Below are 21,709 nucleotides of genomic sequence, written 5' to 3' on the forward strand. Positions count from 1 at the left end.
GCGGGAGGTGGGCACACTTGATTTTTGGCCCAGGCCAGCCTAGTGCCGGCCCCGCAGGTGCTGGTTGTGGAGCTCATCGAGTTGCTCGTCGGTCAGTTCATCAAACACCAAGGCTTCGCGCTTGTCGCTGTGTGAGAAGCGGATGAACATGAGGATGATCAGCGGCAGGTCCACCACCTCGCAGATGAACCACAGCAAATTCCCCGCGAACTGCTGGTCCTGGAGGGCGTCCCTGAACCACCACTGGGGATCCGGGACGGTCATTGCATGGTCGAGGACCTGGCCGTTGAGGCTAAGGAGGATTCCGGGGACGGCGTCGATCAGCAACTCAATGAACACGAACATGAATTCCAGGGTCAGGTAGGCGCTGGACCGTTGGAAATTGGATTCTTCGATGATGGGCAGTGCCATGAGCATGCCCAGCAGCGGGACACCAAGCGTGAGCAGTGCGTCGGCCGCAGGGTTGGTCCGCAGCGTGTAGAAGGCCGGCGTCAGAAAGGTGGAGAAGAGGGCCAGCCCCAGTAAGGGTGCGCCGAATGAATTACTGACAAACCGCACCGGACGGCTGGACAGGACAGCGTCAAAGACTGCCGCTCCGTGGTCCGGCAACGCCGCACGCGCGAGCGTCAGCGGCTTGCCCAGGCCGATGAGCAGCGGAACCACAAAGAGCAGCAGGGAAATTTTGAGGGTGAACGCCCACCGCTGCTGCGGGCCGTACACGCCGGTGAAGCCGCAGGTCAGGATGACGAAAGTACCAAGGCCCAGGACGTAGAACGCCAGCGCACGCCAGGCCGGCCAGCGGTGGCCCTTCCGTCCGGCCGAACGCATCCCCCACCCGTAGAGGACTCCGGCCACAACGACGAACACTGTGGCGGCCCAGTCGAGGCGCCAGGAGGAAATAAGGATCTCAAGCGGTGGCACGGGCCAATGGTAGCCAGTATTCCTGAGAACAGCATGGGCGTTTTTTCGGAGATCGGGGACTGCCGGGATGCTGTTCAATGTGAGGATGCAGTTCACCAGGAAGGGCTTGAGAGATGACGGCTTTTTGGGCTTCAGGCCTGCCAAGGACCTTGAGGCCATGCGGGTCCCGCGGGGAACGGGCATTTTCGTCGTCTTGACGCCGGACGCGTTCCAGCCGGAATTCCTGAAGAAGAGCACCGCCGGCGTCTTTAAGAAGAAAGATCCCTCCCTGCCGGAGCAGGACCTTAAAGCTGCCTGGGTGGACACGGCCGCCGTCCTGTACCTCGGCAAAGCCGGTCCGGGCAGCAAGGGCAACCGCGGGCTAAGGCGGCAGATCCAGGAGTTCCTGGACTTCGGACACGGAAAGCCGCCGGGCCACTGGGACGGCCGGCTCATCTGGCAACTCAGGGATGCCGGGACGCTGCTGGTCGCGTGGAAGGAAATGGCCGCCGAAACCCTTAACCAGGCCGAGGCGGACTACCACACAGGTTTTGTCGAGGAGTACGGGAAACTGCCGTACGCGAACCTCGTGCGGGGGCGGACCAGAAACTGAGCCAGGGTGCAGCCTTAGGCCGGTCCCTTGAGGCGCTCCATCTCACGGCGGTCCTTCTTGGTGGGCCGGCCGGCGCCCCGGTCGCGTTGCGGGAGCCCCAGCGCCGGCAGGACGGGCCGCGGGGGAGTGTGGTCCGTGAAGCAATGGGATGCGGCCTCGGCTCCAACGCGCTTGGCGATCAGCCGCCGCACTTCAAGGATGCGCTCGTACCCGGACATGCGCACCGTCACCGTGTCTCCAGTGACCAGAGTCGCTGAAGCCTTGGAAGGGCTGCCGTTGAGGCGGACGTGCCCGGCCCGGCAGGCGGCGGTGGCGGCGGACCGTGTCTTGTAGGCACGGATGGCCCACAACCACGCATCGATTCGGACACTGGCGGGGGAGGATGGGAGGCTGGTCATGATTGGCACCGAGTATAGCCCCGGGCCGCCGGCTTCACTCCACTATCACCCTGACCCGCTGCACTACGTTGTTGCCCATCCCCTGGTAGTTCCAATTCTGTTCCAGGGGCTGGGTGGCGCCGGTGACGTCGGTGGCGCGGCAGGCCAGGACATGCTCGCCGGGTTCGGCCACCCACGGCATGGTCCAGCCCCGCCACGCGTAGCCGCCGGCCGGCTTGCCCAACCGGGCGGGCAGCCACGTGCCGTCAATGGCTACCTCGACGCCGGCCACGGCGCCTTCCCCGGACCAGGCCCTGCCCTGCAACATGACCGGGCCCGGGCGGACAAACCGCCCGCGCGTGAAGAAGTCCGGGACACCCGGCGGAACCATCAGCGAACGCACCCTGATCCTCGAAACCGGCCGGCCGGCGTCATCCGCGGAGGCCTGGTAACGGTAGGCGGACTGCTGCTGGAACCCGGTGAACGGCTCTTTGACCACCTCTATCGACTCCAGCCATTTGACGCTGGCCATCCCGTACCAGCCCGGAACCACCAGGCGCAGCGGGTACCCATGCTGCGGCGGCAGTTCGGCGCCGTTCATTTTGTAGGCAAGGACGACGTCGGGACGCAGGGCTTCGCGGACCGGCAGGCTGCGCGCGTAATGGTGCGGGACGCCGCCCTGCACGCCCATGTCCGCGCCGGTGAAGACCACCTCCAAGGCATCCGGCAGTACACCCGCTTTGCCCAGGAGGTAGGCCAGCGGAACACCGGTCCAATGGGCCGTGCCCACCGCTTCCAGGACCCACGGCTGGCTGAGGGGCCGCGGCTCCAGCAGCGACCGGCCGTTGCCCGCGCACTCCAGGGTGACCGGAAGGGTGATGGCCGGGGCCCTGCGGAGGGCGGCCATGCCCAGCTCCAGGGTCCGTTCCACCGCACCGCGGATCCGCAGATGCCAGGAGGGGCTGTCGATATCCGGGATATCGAAATGCGTGAGCACGTAGTGGAGCCCGGGAGGCGTGACCTCGCGGCGGAGCGCCTCCAGTGGCATTGAATGGTTGCGGGCGGAGAGCTGCAACTCCTCGGGAGTGAGCGGGCCGTTCGACGGGCCAGCGGGAACCGGGAGGGTTTCCGCTGCCACGGTTGTTGATTGCCTGTGTTCTCTGGTCTCTGTCATGGCGCCGGGATTCTCTGAGCCGTGCTCCGCCGGGGTGGCGGCGCCTAGCCACAGGTCTACGCCGGGCTCCCCGGTCCGTCAACAGCCCCACGGACCGGGGAGGGAGCGCTACAGGACAGGCCGGGTCAGGAACTCGGCCAGGCTGATCGGGTCCTGGCCGGTCAGCCCGTGCACGTCAGGTGACAGCCCCGCCATCTCCCCGGCCGCCATCGCCGTATAGGTGCTCACCCACGCGTCCAACTGCCACTGTGGAGCACCGTAGGACGCCCGGGATGCGTAGGCTTCCTCCACCGTTTCCGGGTGGTAGCTGATGGTCCGGCCCGTTCCGTCACTGAGTACCCGGGCGGCCTGCGCCATCGTCAACTCTTCCGGTCCGGTCAGGTTGTAGGTCATTCCCTTATGGATTGCCGGATCGCGGAGCACCGCATGGGCGGAGCGGGCCACATCCTCCCGGGTTACCCCGGAAAACACGCCTTCACCGGCAGGACCGCGGATCACGCCGTCCTCCCCGGTCATCAGCGGCAGGAAGTCCAGGTAGAAGTTGTCCCGAAGGAACGTGAAGTCCATTCCGGAGGCTTTGATCCGCTCCTCCGTGGCGTAATGGTCCCGCGCCAAGGTGAAGGTGGCATCCGGCGCAGCGCCGTAGAAGGACGTGTAAACCACGTGCTGCACTCCGGCGTCAGCGGCGGCGTCCACGAACGCGTAGTGCTGCTGCAGCCGGTCTTCGGCTTCGGCCGCGGACACCATGAACAGCAGCTTTACCCCGTCCAGGGCCTGCCGGGACGCGGCGCCGTCCCCGTAGGAACACGCCACGGCGGAGGCCCCGGCCAGTTCCGGGGCCCGGGCGGCGTCGCGCACCAGCAGGCGTTGCGCGAATCCGGACCCGGCAAGTTGCCGCGCCAGCATGCCGCCCAGGCCTCCGGTTGATCCGGTGACCGCAAGCTCCGGGAGATCGGCCGGGGACTGCATTCAGGCTTCCCGGGTGGCCGGCGACTTGGTCTGGGCCGGGTCCCGTTCGGCGAGGCCGCCGATGGCGTCGTCGATCTTCTTCAGGACCGCGGCGTCCAGCTTCACGCCTGCCGCCGCAACGCTGTCCGCGATCTGTTCAGGCCGGGACGCGCCCACGATGGCGGATGCCACGTTCGGGTTCTGGAGGACCCACGCAACGGCCAGCTGCGGCATGGTCAGGCCCGCTTCGGCGGCAATCGGCTTCAGGTCCTGCACACCTGCCAGGACGTCGTCGCGCATCCACCGCTGGATCATCTTGGCACCGCCCTTCTCATCCGTGGCGCGGCTGCCTTCCGGGGCCGGCCGGCCGGGAAGGTACTTGCCGCTGAGGACGCCCTGGGCCATGGGCGACCAAACGATCTGGGACACCCCCAGCTCCTCCGACGCCGGGACAACTTCCGCCTCGATAACCCGCCACAGCATGGAGTACTGCGGCTGGTTGGAGATGAGCTGGAAGCCCAGTTCCTTGGACAGCTTGTGGCCTTCACGCAGCTGGTCAGCGGTCCATTCGCTCACCCCGATGTAGAGCGCCTTGCCCTGCCGGACGATGTCGGCGAACGCCTGCATGGTCTCTTCCAGCGGCGTTTCAAAGTCGTAGCGGTGGGCTTGATAGAGGTCCACGTAGTCTGTCTGCAACCGGCGCAGTGACCCGTTGATGGATTCCATGATGTGCTTGCGTGAGAGGCCCAGATCGTTCTTGCCCTTGGGGCCGGTGGGGCCGAAGACCTTGGTGAAGATTTCCAGGGATTCCCGGCGCTCGCCCTTCAGCGCCTCGCCCAGGACGGTTTCCGCTGCCGTGTTCGCGTAGACGTCCGCTGTGTCGAAGGTGCTGATGCCGGCATCGAGGGCCGCGCGCACGCACTGGCCGGCGACGTCGTTTTCCACCTGCGAGCCGTGCGTCAGCCAGTTGCCGAACGTGATTTCCGAGACTTTGAAGCCACTGTTTCCGAGGTATCTGAATTCCATGGGTTTCACGCTAACCCAGTTGGTTGCTCAGGGTAAGGGCTGCTTGCCGTTCTCCCGCGTCGCGGCGGGCGACGTCCGGTTCCTGTCCGGTTCCTGTTCCTTGAGCACCTGCTGCGGGCCGGCCAGCGAAACGAGGGACCCGGTGTCCAATGGCGCGAGCGGGTGGGACGGCTGGGGCCTCTTGAAGGATCTCGGCAGCTCGTGCGGCGGCCGGTGGTTGCGCAGCGCGGATTCCACCAGCGGAGCCACCTCCTCCACCTTGTCGGCGGGCACAGCGGGATCCGGAAGGTCCCGCACCGACAGTTTGATCTCCGGTGCCGCGGCTTTGGCCCGGGCAGTGGCGCGGGCATCCGCCCGCGCCACTGCTGAAGCCCAGTCTTCTGCGAGGACAGGGGGTTCGCGGCGGACGGCAAGCTTCGGGTGGCGTGCGACGGCGGTGCGCAGGGACTCCGTGAGCCGGGCCGGGCTGAGGGTGGCGGCGCGTTCCCGCCAGGATTTGCGGGATTCCGGGTGTTGATCCCGTGCCGCCGCGGAAAGCGCAAGGACTGTGCGCGGGCCTTTTCCGAACAAGGTCATCAGGACGATGCCTGCAAGACGGCCCAGGCCTGCCAGGACCAAGGTAATCACCCCGAGGAGGAAGAGGGCAAAGAACATCAGGAGGGCTACGCCCATGGTGCCGAAGAAGGTCAGGTTGAGGACCAGAGTGTCCGGTTGCTCCACGTCATCACTCCTTTCCACCAACATCCCCGGGCTTGCGGCCGGCGCACAGCGCCGGGGGGCCAAGCTCCTCCTCCACCATACGGATTTTTGGCTCGACGTGCGGCCGCGCGCGGTGTCGCGGCCAGTGTTGTAGCGAAGCTGTTACCCGATGTGACAGCATCACCGGGTGACCGAATCGAATGAGTCCGCGAACTGCATGTGCCTGTCCGGCGAAACGTACGCAATGTGTTGCGGAAGGTTCCATTCCGGCCAGGCCGAACCCGCAACCGCGGAGCAGCTGATGCGGTCCCGCTACACCGCGTTCGTCAGGTTGGATGAGGGATACCTGTTGCGGACCCAGCATCCGGGCACGGTCCCGGCCGGCCTGGACCTGGACCCGGCCATGCAGTGGCGGCGCCTGGATATTGTGGCCACCAGCCAGGGCGGTCCCTTCGACACTAAAGGGACGGTCGAGTTCAAGGCCTACTACCGGCACGGCGCGGACCGCGGCATCCTCCACGAAGCCAGCAGGTTTGTCCGCGAAGGCGGCCGATGGCTCTATGTGGACGGTGACATCCTGTCCTCCTAGCAGCCGCGCGCTGCCCGCAGACTATTCGCCGTCGTCGTAATACTCGCTGTCCGGCGTGAAGCCGGCGCGGTCAACCTTGCGGTGGAACCGCATACCCGCAAGCCCGCCCAGGACGGCGCCCACCAGGGCCACGGCCGCCACCACGACGGCTGCGATGATGCTGGTGGTGGTCAGTTGGCCTTCGTTGACGGGGATCCGCGGGAAGCTGTTGAGATTGGCCAGGACGTTGAACTGTTGCCCGGCCACCAGGCCCAGGATGGCGACCACGACCGCCGCGATCAGGGCCCAGATCCACACCATGAGCCCCTGCTTTGCGCCGTTGAAGCGCGCCATCCGCCCGGCGACGTAGCCTCCGCAGTAGTAGGACAGGAACAGGATCACGAGCAGGACGATGATGCCCACCAGCCCTACGGTGCCGCTGTTCTGCGCAGCTTGGTTTACGGCCGCGTTGACATCGGTGTTGTTGGCCAGCCCAACGGCGGTTCCGGCGGCTGCCACCAGGGCGGTCAGCAGCACGGCCATCCCGGTGGCGGTGAGCCAGCCGAAGAACGCAGACCCCGCCTTGATGCCGCCAAAGCGTTCCTTTTGGCGGGCGACTGCGGTTTCCCTGTCCGTCAGCGTCGGGTCCACCACGGGTGCCGCGGCAGTCGGGGCCGGCTGGTACTCGCGCTCCGCGGTGGGGGCGGCGGCGTAATCCCTGTCCTCCGGGGTGCGGGCAGGGGTCTTGTCCATCGAGCGCGTGGCGGAATCCTCCGCTGCGCCCGCGCGGTGGTTGCCATTGCGGGAGGTTTCGTCCCCCCGGACACGGCGGGGAGGCAGGTTCTCTGGGTCCGTTGAGCTGCTCATGAACCAACTCAACCACCCGCCACCCCTGATAGCAAGCGTGCTTACTAGTTTGTGACCTGCGGTTTTACCGGTATTTGCGGTGCAGGTCTTCCTTCTGCGACGGGCCGGGGGAGGCGTCGGCGATCCACGGACCGGTGCCCTCGGACTGGTCCAGCACGCCCGCTTCCAGCCAGGTGTAGTCACCGGCGAGGACATTGCGGGTCAGCGTGTGGTCCGCATCGTCAGTGTTCCGCCACAACTGGTCGAAGTATTCGTCCACCCGCACCTTCGCCTGCTCACAGTAGGCGTCCGCGAGCTCGTATGCGCCGGCGGCCGTGCCGGGGGAGGTGTGCAGCAGCATCTCCGCGCGGGAACAGCAGGCGGTCATGGCGAAGAGTTCGGCGCCGATGTCCACGATGCGGCCCAGGAACGCCTGTTTCCGCTCCAGCTTCGCCTGCCACCGGCCCATGCCGTAGAAGGTTTGCCGTGCCAGCCGGCGCGAGGAGCGTTCCACGAACCGCAGGTGCTTGGCCAGCCTGCCGAACCCGTTGTACGAGCGGGGGTCCATGCCGGCGCCGGCCACCAGCTTGGGCAGCCACCTGGCGTAGAAACCTGAGGCGCCGACGGCGGCCTTGGCTTTATCGGCAAGGCTCGCATCCATGGACGCGAGGTCGCCCGCGGCAGCCAGGTGCGCATCCACGGCTTCCCTGGCAATCAGCAGCCGCATGATCTCGGAAGACCCCTCGAAGATCCTGTTGATGCGCATGTCCCGCAGCTGCTGCTCTGCCGGTACTGCGCGCTCGCCGCGGGCCGCCAGCGATTCGGCCGTTTCAAACCCGCGGCCGCCGCGGATCTGCACCAGCTCGTCAGCGATCCGGCAGCTGATCTCGGTGGCCCAGAGCTTGGCGAGCGCGGCTTCGATCCGGACGTCCTTCTGCCCGGCGTCGGCAAGCTCGGCGGCGAGTTCGAAGACCGCGTCCAGGGCAAAGGCGGAGGCCGCGATGAACGCGATCTTCTTGCCCACGGCTTCGTGTTCGCCCACGGGCCGGCCCCACTGGGTGCGGGCGTTGGACCATTCGCGGGCAATCTTCAGGCTCCAGCGCCCGGAGGCCACGCACAGCGCCGGCAGCGCCAGGCGGCCGGTGTTCAGCGTGGTCAAGGCGATCTTCAGGCCCTGTCCCTCGCGCCCCAGCCGGTTGGCGGCCGGAACCCGCACCTGGTGGAAGCGGGTCACGCCGTTTTCGATGCCGCGCAATCCCATGAAGGCGTTCCGGTTTTCCACCGTGATGCCCGGGGAGTCCATCTCCACCACGAACGCACTGATGCCGCCCTTATGGTTTGTGCCTGCGGAGTCGGTGTGGGCCGGGACCAGTGCCATCACCACCACCAGTTCGGCAATCACACCGTTGGTGGTCCAAAGTTTCACGCCGTCCAGGAGGTACGCCTCGCCGTCGTCCGTTGGCGTTGCCGTGCTGCCCATCCGGGCAGGATCGCTGCCCACGTCCGGTTCCGTGAGGAGGAACGCAGTGACGGCGCCGCCGGCGCAGCGGGGGAGGTATTCGCGCTTTTGCTCCGGTGTGCCGAAGACCTTGACGGGCTCGGGAACGCCGATGGACTGGTGTGCGGAGATGAGCGCTCCGAGGCTGGGGTGGACGCTGCCGAGAAGGGCGAGTGCCCGGCCGTAGTACACCAGCGAGAGGCCCAGTCCGCCGTATTCCTCCGGGATCTTCATGCCGAAGACGCCCAGGCCGGCCAGGCCATTGATGTACTCGTCCGGGATCTTCGCGTCGCGTTCGATGACCCGCCCGGACATGGTCTTGGCGTACTCGGTGAGGCGGGCCATGAATGCCTCGCCCTTTTCCACGGACGCGGGATCGGCGGCGGGCCAGGGATGGACCAGGCCGAGGTCGAAGCTGCCCAGGTAGAGGCCTTTGGCGAAGCTGGGACGGTCCCAGCCGGTTTCCCGGGCGGCTTCTGCGACGGCCCGGGCGTCTTCGGCGGTGGCGCCGGCCCCGATGTTGCCGGCCGGGACGGGGGTTTCCTCAGCCGGGGCGTCTTTGGCCTGGCTGTCAGTAGCGGAGCTCATGGGTTATCTCCTTGGGCCGGAATGGCCGGTGTAGCCATGGATCCGCCGGGTTGGAGAACCCTTCAGCTGTCACTCAAGATTACCCGCGGGTAGGTTCCGGTACTAGGGGACGTTTGGCCCTGGAAATCGCCGGAAATATCCACGGCGGCCGCGCGGTGGACCAGCCTGTCCCACCCGGCGTTGATCCCGTGGACCACTGCCAGGAGCGTCGTGGCCAGCACTGTCCACGTGAGCTTGCCGGCGCCCAGCAGCACCAGGGCAACCAGCCCGGCGGCGAGGACGAATGCGGCCAGAATCGCGCCAAATACCAGCGTCCCGATAAAAACCATGGTGGCTGTTTCCACTGTGCTCAGATCGAACTGCATGAATCCCCCTGCTGCGGCGTTGCGTTGCGAAAGACTGCTGTGGCGAAGACCAGTAGCAGCAGCCTAGGGGGACAGGCCCGCGGCCAGCCAGAGGCGCATGGGGCGGAAGGGGCTGTTGATACGGGATCGAAACAATACCCGCAGGTAGGTCACGGAGTGGTCGCGGCGGCCTGCGTTAACCTTGTAGTTGGCAGTTTTCCGGTTCGTCCCGCTGCCGCGCCCCCGCCCACCAGCCCAAGGAGAGTGTGTGCCCCGCACCGCCAGGTCATCCGCTGACGCCATCAGCGCCCGGCTCCGGGACCTCGAACTCCTCACCAAGGGACCCGCCTGGGCCTTGACGCGTTCGGCGCCCTGGGTGATCGCGGTGCTCCAGGCTTCCTTTACCCGTACCCGGCCGCAGCTGCCGCTGGAAGAATTCCATGCCGACGTCGACTCCTTCCTTGAGGATCTCCGGCGCCAGGATCCCGGGCTGGGCGGAGGGGCCAACGGGAAGTCCTTCGGCGATGAGTGGACCCGCAGGCAGTTCCTGACCCGCCGGAACCAGTCAGGCCAGATCGTCTACGAGGTCACCGAACCGGCCGCCCGTGTGCTGGCCTTCCTGGACAGCCTTTCCAGCGAAAGGTCCACGTTGAACGGGTCCCGGCTGGGAACGCTGCTGGGGGACGTGGAGAAACTCGCCAACGAGACCAACCCGGACCAGAGCGCCCGCCTGGAAGCCTTGGAAGAGGAAATCGAAGAGCGGCAGCAGCTCATCCAGGACATCAGCACCGGCGAGTTCGACGGCCTGCTGGACGACGACGAAGCCGTGGAGGCTGCAGGGAACATCCTGGACCTGGCTGCCAGCTTGCCCGCGGACTACAAGAAGATGCGCGACCGGATCGAGGAACTGGTGGGCGGCCTGCGCAACCAGATCATCGAGGAGTCGCTGACCAAGGGCGCCACCATGGCCCAGGTCCTGGAGGCCGACAAACGGCTCCGCCAGAGCCCGGAGGGCAGGACGTTCAGGTCCTTCACCGCATTCCTGGAGGACCCGCAGCAGCAGTTGCGGTTCCGGTCCGCCATCGGCGAAGTCTTGAGCCGGCAGTTCGCGGATGACCTCTCACCCGAGGACCGGGAGACGCTGAAGAACCTGGTGGCCGAGCTCCGGCAGCAGCACAGCCAGATCCAGCGCATCTACGGCAAGCTCAGCGAGAGCCTGAATACGTACGTCCAAAGTGACGACTTCCGCCAGTCGGTCCGGCTCCGCCAGGTCCTGCGCGAAGCGGAGCAGGCCATCCGCTCCCTGCCATATGAGCGTGAACGGCCCGGCCTGGTACCGGGCCCGGTCCTGTACAACGCCGGCTTCGAGTCACTGTCCATGGTGAAGCTCTTCGATCCCGACGAGTTCGCGGCCCCGCCCCGCCTGGCCGATCCCATCGCCTTTACCGACTCGGACCGGGTGCGCTCGCAGAGGACCGGCAAGGCCAAGCCCGCGCTGGTCCGGGCGGCCATGGCCGGGGCTGCGACGCTCGCCGACGCCTGGCAGCAGCTGCCGTCCGAGGAACAGCACATCAACTCCATCCGCGCCCTCCTCTCCGAAGCCCTGCACCGGGGTGCGGACTTCAACCGCGGAGCCTGGGACGGCCTGGACTTCGAACAGATAGACGGTTCCACCCGCAGGCGCCTACCTGCCGGTGGTCACGCTCGCAAAGGATTCAGATGACTGAGGAAATCACGACGCCGGTGGACGAGCCGGTGGTTGAGCCGGTCGAAACACCGATATCCACTGGCCACATCACCGGAGCAGTCTCCCCCCGCGACACCTTCGTCGATGGCGCAGCCCTGTTCCCGGGCGATACCGGCGTGCTGCCCATGAAGGTGCGGCAAGCCCTGGTCAAGCTCCTCAAGGGCCCCTACATCGACGGCGGCCGCGACGAGAAGCTCTGGACGGTGCTGCTGGACAACCAGTTGATTCTTCGGAGCCGCCTCTCCGAGCTGTTCCTTACCCTGCAGCTGGACCATGAGCGGAAGATCGCGGTCCTCCGTCCCGTTGACCCGGAGGTCATCGGCGGCAGCACCCGCTCCAGCATCCTGCGGCAGCAGCGCGCGCTCAGCCGGGTCGAAACCATTGTGCTGCTCCGGCTCCGCCTGCTGCTGGACCGGCACGTCACCGCCCAGACAGACCCCACCATCACGCGCGAGGAAATCACGGACCTGGTGGCGCATTACCAGCCGGCCGGCCAGCAGGACGCGCTCCGGGACTCCGATGTGGTGACCCGCGCCATCACCAAGCTCCTGGCCCGCCAACTCCTGCTCCCCACCGGCCTGGACGACGTCTACGCCATCTCCAACGCCCTGCCCCTGGCACTGCCCTTCGAAAACATCGGCGACATCCCGGCCCACATCGAGGCCCTCGTGGCGGCCTCGGCCGACCAGTCAGGAACAGAACCACTCCTTGACCTCGACGCGGACAGTGGTCCCGAGGACGACGACGCCGATGCCACTCCCGGGGCGGCACCGGCGTCATCGTCAGTGGATACCCAGGTTCCGGGCACTAGCGGTGGCGACGGGGACATGCGGCAGCGTGCGTCTAAGCGAGGAACGAGCGAGCACGCCGAGCATGTGCCCGGTGGCGGCGCGAACGAAACCACGACTGAGGTGACCAAGTGACCATCGCAAGCATGCTCCCGTTGGGGGACGTAACCAACCCGGGCCAGATGCGGCTTGCCTTGGTGCAGGTGGTCAACTGGGGGACGTTCCACGGGGCGCACACCATGCATGTGGACCGCAACGGCACCCTGCTGACGGGTAATTCCGGCGTGGGCAAGTCCACGCTGTTCGATGCCATGCTCCGGGTGTTCGATGCGCGGCCGCGGTCCAACGAGGCAGCCGCGCAGCGTTCGGGCGGTGCGGTGGAGGACAAGCGCACCACCTTCACGTACATGCGCGGCAAGGTGGGGGACAAGGCGGTGGGGGAGGGCTCGGCGAGTGCGTTCCAGCGCCCGGGTGCCACCTGGTCCGCCGTCGCCCTGACGTTCGACAACGCAGCCGGCACCCGGGTGACGGTCTCGGCGTTGTTCGACCTGCCCAAGAACGGCACGGAATCCAGCGTGGGCCGGTTCTACCTGATCGACAATGTGCCGCTGGACCTGGAGGCCGTTGAAGGCATCGCGGACAAGCGCTTCACCAAGGGTGCGCTGGAGGCGATCTTCCCGCACGCCCAGGTATTCGATGTCCACAAGGCGTTCGCTGAGCGGTTCCGGCGGCTGCTGGGCATCAGCTCGGACCAGGCGCTGCCCCTGCTGCGCGTGATCCAGGCGGGCAAGGGCCTGGGCGGCAGCGTCAACACGTTCTTCCGTGACCAGGTGCTGGATGCCCCTGCCACCCTGGCCGCCGCGGATGACGTGGTGGAGGAGTTCAGCAACCTGATGTCCATCCGCCAGCGGCTGGAGGACGTCCGGCAGCAGCGCGACCAGTTGGCCCCCGTCCCTGGCCTGAACCGTGAATATGCCCAGTCCCTGCTGGACGCGAACCGGCTCCGGGAGCTGGTGGGCGAGGAGTTCGAGGCCTACAAGCAGAAGCTGGCCGTCGAGGTCCACCAGAAGACCTTGGTCCGGTTCCGCGAGCTGGCGCAGGCGAAGGCCAAGGAGCTCGGCGCCGAACGTGCGGTCCGCGACGGCCTGGCCAAGGAACTGCGGCAGCTGGAGACCGACTACAACAACCAGGGCGGCAACGCCATCTCGGCGATCGAGCAGTCGCTGGAAAACGCCCGCGTTGGCCTGAAGCTCCGCCGGCAGGTGGAGGAGGCGGCCCAGCAGGCATTGTCCGACGCCGGGCTGCAGCTTGAGTGGAGCGCGGCCGGCTGGGAGCAGGCCCATGAGCAGGCGGCGGCGAGGTCCGCCGAGCTGAAGGATGATTCGCAGGCCCTGCAGGAGCTGCGGTTCGAGGCGTTCGACGCCCACGCCACCCGCAAGAGGGAGCTCGCGGCCGCCGAGCAGGAACTCGTCTCGCTGAAGACACGCAAATCCCTGCTGCCGCCGTCGAGCATTGAAAACCGCGCCGCGATCGCCGCCGCCACGGGGATCCCGGAAGACCGGATGCCGTTCGCAGGCGAGCTCATGGACCTCGCCGAAGGGGAGGAACGGTGGCGCCCGGCAGCGGAACGCGCGCTCCGGAACCTGGCCACCACCCTGCTGGTGCCGGGCGAGCACTTCGGTGCCGTCACCCGGTACCTCAACGACCACAACGTCCGCGGCGCGCTGCGGGCGGTGGACGTCTCCAAGCCCCTGGCCGGCGGTGCGCTCGCCGTGGAGGACGCGCGCGACGGCGACCTCCTGGCCAAGCTGGATATCCTCGCCGCGGGTGCGGTGGCCGAGGCCGGCGAGTGGGTCCGTGAGCGGATCGCGCTGGACTTCGCCTATCCGTGCGTGGAGGATCCGGACGAGCTGGCGGCGCTGGACAAGGGCCTGAGCCTGGGCGGCGTGGTCAAGCGGAACCGGCACACGGTGGAGAAGGATGACCGCTTTACCAGCCGCCAGGACTACGTGCTGGGCTTCGACAACGCCGCCAAGCTCGAACTCGTGGCCGGACAGGTGGAGGACCTCCGCCAGGAAGTGGCCAAGGCTGCCGAACTCGCCCAGAGCCGCGAGGACTCGCACCAGGGCATGAGCCGGCAGCTCGATGCCCTCCGCCGCATCGCCGAGGATGACCGTCCCTGGGAACAGGTGTCCGCGGCCGTCGCGGCGGATGAGCTCGCCCGGATCGAGCAGCGGCTCAAGGACGCCTTGGCCGCGCAGGCGGACCTGGAACCGCTCCGCGCCACCATCGAGGAAGTCCGGCAGAAACACCAGTCCAGCACCGAGTCCGCTGCCGTCCTGCAAAGCGAATACAAGGCACTGGACCGCCAGCTGACGGGGGCGGACGCGCTGCTGGAAGCCGCGCGCGTCCGCCTGGCCCAGGCGCCGCCGTCGGACGCCACGGCCGCAGCGCTGGAACCGCACTTCGCGGAATTCGGCGACGTGACCGAAATGCACGAACTGGACAACCTGGCCAACCGGGTCCGGACCGTCCTGCTGGGCGAACTGCACACGGCAGAGTCACGGGGGCAGGCCACGGCGGAGCGGCTCACCCGCATCTTCGAAGGCTTCGTGCGGGAGTGGGGCAGCGCCATCTCGGCGGACCACGGCACCAGCATCGGGGCGGCCAGTGAATTCGAGGCCCGCTACCACGCGATCGTGAATGACGGCTTGCCCGCACAGGAAGCAGAGTTCCGGCAGTTCTTCAACCAGCGCACGCATGAGTCCTTCAGCACCCTGCTGCACCTGCTGGACGAGGAACGCCGCTCCATCACCAGCCGCATCCTGCCCCTGAACGGCATCCTCTCGCAGGTGAACTTCCACGAGGGCAGCTACCTGGAACTGGACATCAAGCAGACACTGCCGCCTACCGCCAAGCAGTTCAAGGACGCCATCCAGAACGCGCTGAAGGCCCGGCACACGCGGCCGGCGAAGGCGGAGGCAGGCCGTGCCGATGGCCCCGGTCCAGACAGGGACGACGACGGCGAGCTCACCGCCCGCTACAAGTCCCTGGAAACGCTGGTCAAGCGGCTGGGTTCGCAGGCGCCGGAGGACCGGCGCTGGCGGGCGGAGGTCCTGGACGTCCGCGGCCACCTCTTCATCCAGTGCAAGGAACATCGCGAAGTCGCCGCCCCCACCTCGGGAAAGAAGGGCGGCAGCAAGAAGACCGAAGTCTTCATGCACGCCGATACCGGTTCCATGTCCGGCGGCGAGCGGCAGCGGTTTACCGCGTTCATCATGGCCGCCGCCCTCAGCTACCAGCTGGGCATTGCCGAGCAGGGCTTCACCACCTACGGCACAGTGATGATGGATGAGGCCTTCGTGCTCGCCTCCGAGGAGTTTGCCGGTGCCGGGATCAAGGCGCTGCACGAATTCGGGTTCCAGCTGCTGCTGGCCGCCCCCGAAAACGTGATCGACCTGTCCCGGCACCTGGGCTCCGTCACCGAAATCCTGCGTGACAAACGCACCAACCGCTCCGGCGTCCTGACCGCACCCGTCATCCGCCCCCGGCCGGGGGAGGAAGGCGCCTGGCGGTCGGAGGCGAACCCGGTGGACATCGTCCTGCGGTAACCGGCACTACTTGGACTGTGCCGGTTACCTGGACTGCACACGCGCCAGGAACTGCGCCGTACGGTCCTGCAGCCCCTGGATTTGGCGCTGTACGACGACGGCCGGGTCGGGGTTGATCTCGTTGGCCGGCGGTTCCCTGCGGACGTTGCCGCAGCACACGAAGTCGGCGCAGATCAGGGTGCCCACGGTGTTGCCGTCGCGCCCGGACTGGCCTGACCGTTTGGCGACCCAGAGCAGGACGTCCTCCTTGGAGAACACGTCCCGGCAGAGTTCGCACAACACGGAGCGGTTCTTCCGGGCGCCTCCCTCGGGGGCCCTGAGCATGATTCCGGTGAGTCCCTTGGGGCCAGGAACCACCAGGTAACCGCGCAGCGGCATCTTTGCATCGCGCCAGCCAAGGAACTCCAGGCTGTCCCAGTCCAGGGAGTCGAAATTCTTGGGCAGCGTCAGTTTCGCAGCTTCTGAGCGGCTGGCGTTGACGAAGGATGAGCGGATTTGCTGAGGCGTGACTGATTGCATGGCTGAACTTTCGTAGCAGTGGGCGGCCCGGATCAGGGCCAAGGTAACGGGGGAGAGTCAGTCAGTCTCCGCGGAGCAGGCCAAAGCGGCCACCCCGCTCTCCATGGCAGCGGCGGCCGTGACGACCCTCTGCATGCGCATTCCCGTTGTCCTGTCCGATGTTCAGTGTCCCGGCGCGGCTTTGGCCGGCCCCGGCAAGGCCATCCTGCCAAATTGAGAGTCAACTGTCCAAGGATTGATGCCTGGATGTGTCGTTGGTCACCCATTTCGGATTAGGTGACAAAAATGTTGCGTAATGATGATTTACATAGGTTAGCCTTACTTAAGTTTTCCTCCGCCCCCCTTGAAGGAGCCCCGTGACATCCCCCCTTTTCCCTGGTCCCCTCCCCAGCCGTCGGACCCTGTTTTCCTCTGCCGGCAAAGCGGGAGCCGTTGTGGCAGCAGCCGCGCTCACGCTCTCGGCCTGCTCCACGGGCCCCGCTTCCTCCGTTGCCGACGCCGGCAGCTCCAGCAGCAGCGCAGCGTTCCCGGTCACCATCGAGCACGCGTTCGGCAGTACCACCATTGAGAAGCAGCCCACCCGGGTGGCCACCGTTTCCTGGGTGAACGACGACGTCGCCATCGCCCTGGGCGTGGTGCCGGTGGGCGTCCCCAAGAACGACTGGGGCGGCAACAGCAAGGGCTCCACCCCCTGGAAGGACGCCGCCCTGGAACAGCTGGGCGCCGGGTTCGGCTCCGCCAAGGCGCCGGTCCAGTACTCCGAAGCGGACGGCATCAACTTCACCGAGATCGCCAAGCTCAGCCCCGACGTCATCCTCGCCGCCTACTCGGGCCTCACCGAAGAGGACTACAAGAAGCTCAGCGAGATCGCCCCCGTGGTGGCCCACCCCGAGGTGGCATACGGAACCTCCTGGCAGGACTCAACCACCATCATCGGCAAGGCCCTGGGCAAGGAGGCCCAGGCGGCCAAGCTGGTGGCGGACACCGAAGCCACCGTCCAGGACAAGGTCGCCAAGTACCCGCAGATCGCGCGTAAGAGCTTCATCTACGGCAACCTCGAGCCCGCCAAGGGTGACGGCGTGAACGTCTACACGGCCAATGACAACCGCCCCCGCTTCCTCACCGAAATCGGCATGACCCTGGCCCCGGTGGTGGCGGACAACTCCAAGGGCTCCAAAGAGTTCTACATTCAGTGGTCCGCAGAAAAGGCGAACGAACTGGCCTCGGACATCTTCGTCACCTGGGTCCCCGATGCCTCCACCACGAACGCCATCAAGGCCGATTCCCTGCTGGGCCAGATTCCCGCCATCAAGAACGGCGCCCTGGTTGCCGATTCGGACAACACCCTGACCCTTTCCATCTCAGCATCCTCGCCGCTGAGCCTGCCGTGGTCCCTGGACACGTTCCTGCCACAGCTCGCCGCCGCAGCGGATGCGGTGAAGTAGGTCCAGCGCCATGAGTACGACGACGGCACGTCCCGCCGCGGATCCCGGCACCCAGGTGGCGGCTCAGGCGGCGGCTGCTCCCCTCCGCGGTGACGCCCCGGGAAGGAAGCGTGCAGCCTGGCTGGCCGCCGCCGTCGTCGTGCTGGTGCTCATGGCCGGGGCGTCGCTGGCCGTGGGGGCCCGCGATGTTCCACCCGGCACTGTCTGGCAGGCGCTAGCCGCCTTCGACCCCGCGAACGGCGACCATGCCGTGGTCCAGGCCCGGATTCCGCGGACTGTCCTTGGCCTGCTGGCCGGCGGCGCCCTGGGCCTGGCCGGCGCGGCAATGCAAGGAGTTGCCCGCAATCCGCTGGCCGATCCCGGCATCATCGGGGTCAACGCCGGTGCAGCCCTGGCCGTGGTGACCGGCATCTACATCTTCGGTGTGACCGGCTTCTCCGGCTACATCTGGTTCGCCTTCATCGGCGCCGCAACCGCCGCCGTCGTGGTGTACTTCATCGCCTCGCTGGGGAGGGAAGGCGCCACGCCGGTCAAGCTCGCGCTCGCGGGGGCTGCGCTGAGCGCCGGGCTCTCCTCGCTGATGAACGTCATCCTGGTCTCCAGCCAGGACACCCTGGACAGGTTCCGGTTCTGGCAGGTGGGCGGGACCGCAGGCCGGGACTGGGCCGTGCTGCTGCCCGGCCTGCCCTTCCTGGCCGCAGGGGCGCTCATTGTGCTGCAGGGCGGCAGGACCCTCAACAACATGGCACTGGGCGACGACACCGCCCGCGGGCTTGGGCAGCGCGTTGGCCCCGCCCGCGCCGGAACCGCCCTGGGAATCGTCCTGCTGTGCGGCACCGCCACCGCGCTGGCCGGCCCCATCGGCTTCGTTGGCCTGGTGGTGCCCCACGCCGTCCGTTTCCTCACCGGCCCGGATTACCGCTGGATCCTGCCCTTCTCCCTGGTGGCCGCCCCTGCGCTGCTGCTCGGGGCGGACATCATCGGACGGGTGGTGCTGCTCCCCGGCGAGGTTCCGGCCGGCATCATGACGGCCCTGGTCGGCGCGCCGGTCTTCGTGTGGCTGATCCGCCGCGGGAAGGGAGCCGGCCTGTGAGGGTCCACAGGACTGCCGTGCTGGCCGCCGCCGTGGTGGTGATGTTTTTCGTGTCCGTCCTGCTGGGAAGCTATACGGTCACCATCCCGGACTTCTTCACAATCGTCACCAACCACCTGACCGGCGGACCCAAAATCCCCGGCGCCAGCTTCATCGTGATGGAGAACAAGCTTCCGCACGCCGTCATCGGAACCATGATCGGTGTTGCGTTCGGACTGGCCGGCGCACTGTTCCAGACGATGCTCCGCAACCCGCTGGCCAGCCCCGACGTTATTGGCATCAGCTCCGGAGCCAGTGCCGCAGCCGTTGTTGCCATCGTTGTCTTCGGCGCGTCCGGTGTCACGGTGTCCGGGGCGGCGCTGGCCGGTGCGCTCGCCGTAGCCGTCCTCATCTATGCGATCTCCAGCGGCAGGAACCGCGGGCCCGGCCGGGGGAACGCCGCAGGGAACCGCCTTGTCCTGGCCGGGGTGGGCATCGCCGCCGCCCTGCAGGCGGTGGTCAGTTTCCTGATGACCCGCGCCGACATCCGTACCGCCGCCGACGCCCTGGTCTGGCTGAACGGCTCGCTCAACTCCGCCAACTGGGGCCGCGCCGGCGTCCTGTTCCTGGCGCTCGCGGCCCTGGTTCCCGCCGTCGTGTTCATCGCCGGGCCGTTGCGCATCCTGGAGCTGGGAGATGACGCCGCCGCCGGACTGGGACTCCGCGTCGCCGGCACCCGCCTGGCCGTGGTGGTCATCGCGGTATCGCTGGCGGCGGTGGCGACGGCGGCTGCCGGGCCGGTCGCCTTCGTCGCCTTCCTGGCCGGACCCATCGCCCGCCGCTTTACCGGCAAACCCGGCCTGCCGGCGTCGGCCTTGGTGGGTGCCCTGATTGTCCTCGCGGCGGACTACTTCGCCGCCAACCTCGCCCCGCTGCTGCTGGATGGAACCGTCCTGCCGGTGGGAGTGGTCACCGGCGCGCTCGGTGCCCCGTTCCTGCTGTGGCTCCTGGTCACAGCCAACCGAAAGGACGCCTGACGTGCCCGTTCTGAACGCCCAGGACCTGACGCTGAAATACGACCAACGCTGCGTGGTGGACCGGCTCAGCATCCGGATTCCCGAAGGCAAGGTGACCATGATCGTCGGTGCGAACGCCTGCGGAAAGTCCACCCTGCTGCGCGGCCTGTCCCGGCTCCTCAAACCCGCGTCCGGAGCCGTGACCCTGGACGGCAAGGACATCCACGCACGGCCGGCCCGGGAATTGGCCCGCACCCTTGGCCTGCTTCCCCAGCATCCCGCCGCCCCGGACGGAATCACGGTCCGGGACCTGGTGGGCCGCGGCCGCTACCCGCACCAAGGCTTCTTCCGGAGCTGGAGCGAAAAAGACGACGCCGCCGTGCAGCGCGCGCTGCAAGCCACCGGGACGCTGGAACTCGCCGGCCGTGAGGTGGATGAGCTGTCCGGCGGCCAGCGGCAGCGGGCCTGGATCGCCATGGCGCTGGCGCAGGAAACGGACGTGCTGCTGTTGGACGAACCCACCACGTACCTTGACCTTGCCCACCAGGTGGAGGTTTTGGACCTCGTGACGGACCTGAACCGGACGCGCGGCACCACCGTGGCCATCGTCCTGCACGATCTCAATCTCGCCGCGCGCTACGCGGACCACGTCATCGCCATGAAGGGCGGCGCCGTAACGGCCGCGGGCGCCCCCGGCGACGTGGTGACCGAAGGCCTGGTCCGCGATGTCTTCGGCCTGGAGAGCCGCGTCATCCCGGATCCCGTCTCCGGTACCCCGCTCATCATTCCCATCGGCCGCCACCACGCCACAGCCAACGAACTGGAGCCCGTCTCATGAAGACCCGCGAAACCGCCGCCACCCAGCCGATGAGCGTGGCCTTCGACGTCAGTGTCACCTCGGTCCGCGAACTCAGCCCCAACTTCCGCAGGATCACCTTCGGCGGGTACTCGCTGCGAGGTTTCGGCGTCCACGGGGACACGCTTGACCTCCGGATCAAACTGCTGATTCCCTCCGTTGCCGCCGACGGAGCGGAACTGCCGCTTCCGGCGTTCAACACCAGCCAGGCGGGCTGGTACCGGGATTGGCTGGCCATGGACCCGGACGTCCGCGGCGCCATGCGCACCTACACGGTCCGGGAGGCCCGGCTGGACGCGGTGTACCCGGAGATCGAAGTTGACTTCGCCCTGCACGGCGATCACCGCGGGCAGCCGCAGGAAGCCTCCGGGCCGGCCGCGAACTGGGCCGTGAACGCCAAACCGGGCGACGCCCTTACCATCATCGGGCCCAACAACCGCGCCGCGCACTGCGTCACCGCGGAGACCTATTCCGGCATCGAATGGCGGCCCGGGCTGGCTCAGCGCATCCTGCTCGCCGGCGACGAAACCGCCGTCCCTGCCATCTCGGCGATCCTGGAAACCCTTCCGCCGTACATGAGCGGTCACGCTTTCCTGGAAGTTCAGCAGGCTGCGGACTTCCTGGAGCTCAGCTCGCCGGCGGACATCGAGATCACCTGGCTGGCCCGGGGTGCCGCCATCGGCAGGTCCAGGCTGCACGGCCAGTTGCTGCAGGAGGCCGTGCGCAAGGCCGTCCCCGTGCCGGGCTGGGTAGGCATCACAGCGGACGACGGCGGCGCCGGGCCGGAGCCGGAAGACGTCAACGTTGACGTGGACATCCTTTGGGAAACGCCGGCCCGGATGGAAACAGCCGGTATCGCCGCCTCCAGGAATCCGCATCGACCCGTCGGCGCCATGCCCTTCTACGCCTGGATCGCCGGTGAAGCGGCAGTCATCCGGGACCTGCGCCGGTACCTTGTCCGCGAGGTGGGCATTGACCGGAAACAGGTGGCCTTCATGGGGTACTGGCGGCAGGGCAAAGCCGAGGGGTAGACACTCACTGTTCACCCCGGCGTCGTCCGGGCTTTTCCTTGCC

General features: G+C 67.4%; 19 protein-coding genes and 1 pseudogene. 10 read left to right on the forward strand and 10 right to left on the reverse strand.

Going from position 1 to position 21,709, the window contains the following annotated elements:
• Window positions 1-39 precede the first annotated feature (39 nt).
• Entirely contained in the window at window positions 40-921 is an 882-nt protein-coding gene (locus tag QF050_RS04745; protein WP_308929397.1) for a cytochrome c oxidase assembly protein, read from the reverse strand.
• Window positions 922-1,006: 85 nt separating this feature from the next.
• On the opposite strand from QF050_RS04745, the gene QF050_RS04750 reads away from it, so the two are divergent.
• Window positions 1,007-1,513: a hypothetical protein gene (locus QF050_RS04750; protein WP_308929398.1), complete on the forward strand. Its 507-nt coding sequence runs from the start codon at window positions 1,007-1,009 to the stop codon at window positions 1,511-1,513.
• A gap of 14 nt (window positions 1,514-1,527) precedes the next feature.
• Here QF050_RS04750 and QF050_RS04755 read toward each other — a convergent pair whose 3' ends face one another.
• The 5 genes from QF050_RS04755 to QF050_RS04775 form a co-directional block, all read right to left on the reverse strand.
• Entirely contained in the window at window positions 1,528-1,911 is a 384-nt protein-coding gene (locus tag QF050_RS04755) for an RNA-binding S4 domain-containing protein (RefSeq protein ID WP_308929399.1), read from the reverse strand.
• Window positions 1,912-1,945: 34 nt separating this feature from the next.
• Window positions 1,946-3,064: a sulfite oxidase gene (locus QF050_RS04760; protein WP_308929400.1), complete on the reverse strand. Its 1,119-nt coding sequence runs from the start codon at window positions 3,062-3,064 to the stop codon at window positions 1,946-1,948.
• Window positions 3,065-3,172: 108 nt separating this feature from the next.
• The gene (locus tag QF050_RS04765) at window positions 3,173-4,033 is read right to left on the reverse strand and encodes an SDR family oxidoreductase (protein WP_308929401.1); all 861 of its coding nucleotides are present in this window, start codon (window positions 4,031-4,033) and stop codon (window positions 3,173-3,175) included.
• The gene (locus QF050_RS04770) at window positions 4,034-5,038 is read right to left on the reverse strand and encodes an aldo/keto reductase family protein (protein ID WP_308929402.1); all 1,005 of its coding nucleotides are present in this window, start codon (window positions 5,036-5,038) and stop codon (window positions 4,034-4,036) included.
• 27 nt (window positions 5,039-5,065) lie between these two features.
• Window positions 5,066-5,758, reverse strand: a complete 693-nt coding sequence (locus QF050_RS04775) for a hypothetical protein (RefSeq protein WP_308929403.1) — start codon at window positions 5,756-5,758, stop codon at window positions 5,066-5,068.
• 196 nt (window positions 5,759-5,954) lie between these two features.
• On the opposite strand from QF050_RS04775, the gene QF050_RS04780 reads away from it, so the two are divergent.
• Window positions 5,955-6,326: a YchJ family metal-binding protein gene (locus QF050_RS04780; protein WP_308932100.1), complete on the forward strand. Its 372-nt coding sequence runs from the start codon at window positions 5,955-5,957 to the stop codon at window positions 6,324-6,326.
• A gap of 21 nt (window positions 6,327-6,347) precedes the next feature.
• On the opposite strand, the gene QF050_RS04785 is transcribed toward QF050_RS04780, so the two are convergent.
• The 3 genes from QF050_RS04785 to QF050_RS04795 form a co-directional block, all read right to left on the reverse strand.
• The gene (locus QF050_RS04785; protein WP_308929404.1) at window positions 6,348-7,172 is read right to left on the reverse strand and encodes a TIGR04086 family membrane protein; all 825 of its coding nucleotides are present in this window, start codon (window positions 7,170-7,172) and stop codon (window positions 6,348-6,350) included.
• Window positions 7,173-7,236: 64 nt separating this feature from the next.
• Window positions 7,237-9,237: an acyl-CoA dehydrogenase family protein gene (locus QF050_RS04790; protein ID WP_308929405.1), complete on the reverse strand. Its 2,001-nt coding sequence runs from the start codon at window positions 9,235-9,237 to the stop codon at window positions 7,237-7,239.
• Between the two features lie 62 nt (window positions 9,238-9,299).
• On the reverse strand, window positions 9,300-9,602 hold the full coding sequence (locus QF050_RS04795; protein ID WP_308929406.1) for a hypothetical protein: 303 nt from the start codon (window positions 9,600-9,602) through the stop codon (window positions 9,300-9,302).
• 247 nt (window positions 9,603-9,849) lie between these two features.
• On the opposite strand from QF050_RS04795, the pseudogene QF050_RS04800 reads away from it, so the two are divergent.
• The 3 genes and pseudogenes from QF050_RS04800 (at window position 9,850) to QF050_RS04810 (ending at window position 15,727) form a co-directional block, all read left to right on the forward strand.
• A pseudogene (locus tag QF050_RS04800) lies at window positions 9,850-11,308 on the forward strand (DUF3375 family protein).
• Window positions 11,301-12,251 (forward strand): DUF4194 domain-containing protein, encoded by a 951-nt coding sequence (locus tag QF050_RS04805; RefSeq protein WP_308929407.1) that lies wholly within the window; start codon window positions 11,301-11,303, stop codon window positions 12,249-12,251. Before QF050_RS04800 ends, QF050_RS04805 begins: the two are co-directional and overlap by 8 nt.
• A complete protein-coding gene (locus tag QF050_RS04810) occupies window positions 12,248-15,727 on the forward strand; it encodes an ATP-binding protein (protein WP_308929408.1) in 3,480 nt (1,159 codons plus the stop codon). Before QF050_RS04805 ends, QF050_RS04810 begins: the two co-directional genes overlap by 4 nt.
• Window positions 15,728-15,751: 24 nt before the next feature.
• Here QF050_RS04810 and QF050_RS04815 read toward each other — a convergent pair whose 3' ends face one another.
• On the reverse strand, window positions 15,752-16,246 hold the full coding sequence (locus tag QF050_RS04815) for an FBP domain-containing protein (protein WP_308929409.1): 495 nt from the start codon (window positions 16,244-16,246) through the stop codon (window positions 15,752-15,754).
• 356 nt (window positions 16,247-16,602) lie between these two features.
• On the opposite strand from QF050_RS04815, the gene QF050_RS04820 reads away from it, so the two are divergent.
• The 5 genes from QF050_RS04820 to QF050_RS04840 are packed head-to-tail and all read left to right on the forward strand — an operon-like array spanning window position 16,603 to window position 21,666.
• Window positions 16,603-17,691 carry an iron-siderophore ABC transporter substrate-binding protein gene (locus QF050_RS04820; RefSeq protein WP_308929410.1) on the forward strand — a complete coding sequence of 363 codons (1,089 nt, stop codon included), beginning with the start codon at window positions 16,603-16,605 and terminating at the stop codon, window positions 17,689-17,691.
• Window positions 17,692-17,701: 10 nt separating this feature from the next.
• A complete protein-coding gene (locus QF050_RS04825) occupies window positions 17,702-18,784 on the forward strand; it encodes an iron ABC transporter permease (protein ID WP_308929411.1) in 1,083 nt (360 codons plus the stop codon).
• A 41-nt stretch (window positions 18,785-18,825) separates the two neighbouring features.
• Complete coding sequence (locus tag QF050_RS04830) at window positions 18,826-19,800, forward strand: iron chelate uptake ABC transporter family permease subunit (protein WP_308932101.1); 975 nt, start codon at window positions 18,826-18,828, stop codon at window positions 19,798-19,800.
• 1 nt (window position 19,801) lies between these two features.
• A complete protein-coding gene (locus tag QF050_RS04835) occupies window positions 19,802-20,617 on the forward strand; it encodes an ABC transporter ATP-binding protein (RefSeq protein ID WP_308929412.1) in 816 nt (271 codons plus the stop codon).
• Complete coding sequence (locus QF050_RS04840) at window positions 20,614-21,666, forward strand: siderophore-interacting protein (protein ID WP_308929413.1); 1,053 nt, start codon at window positions 20,614-20,616, stop codon at window positions 21,664-21,666. Before QF050_RS04835 ends, QF050_RS04840 begins: the two co-directional genes overlap by 4 nt.
• Window positions 21,667-21,709: the final 43 nt, after the last annotated feature.

Origin of the sequence: Arthrobacter sp. SLBN-112 (assembly GCF_030944625.1) — a bacterium.
Classification (GTDB): domain Bacteria; phylum Actinomycetota; class Actinomycetes; order Actinomycetales; family Micrococcaceae; genus Arthrobacter.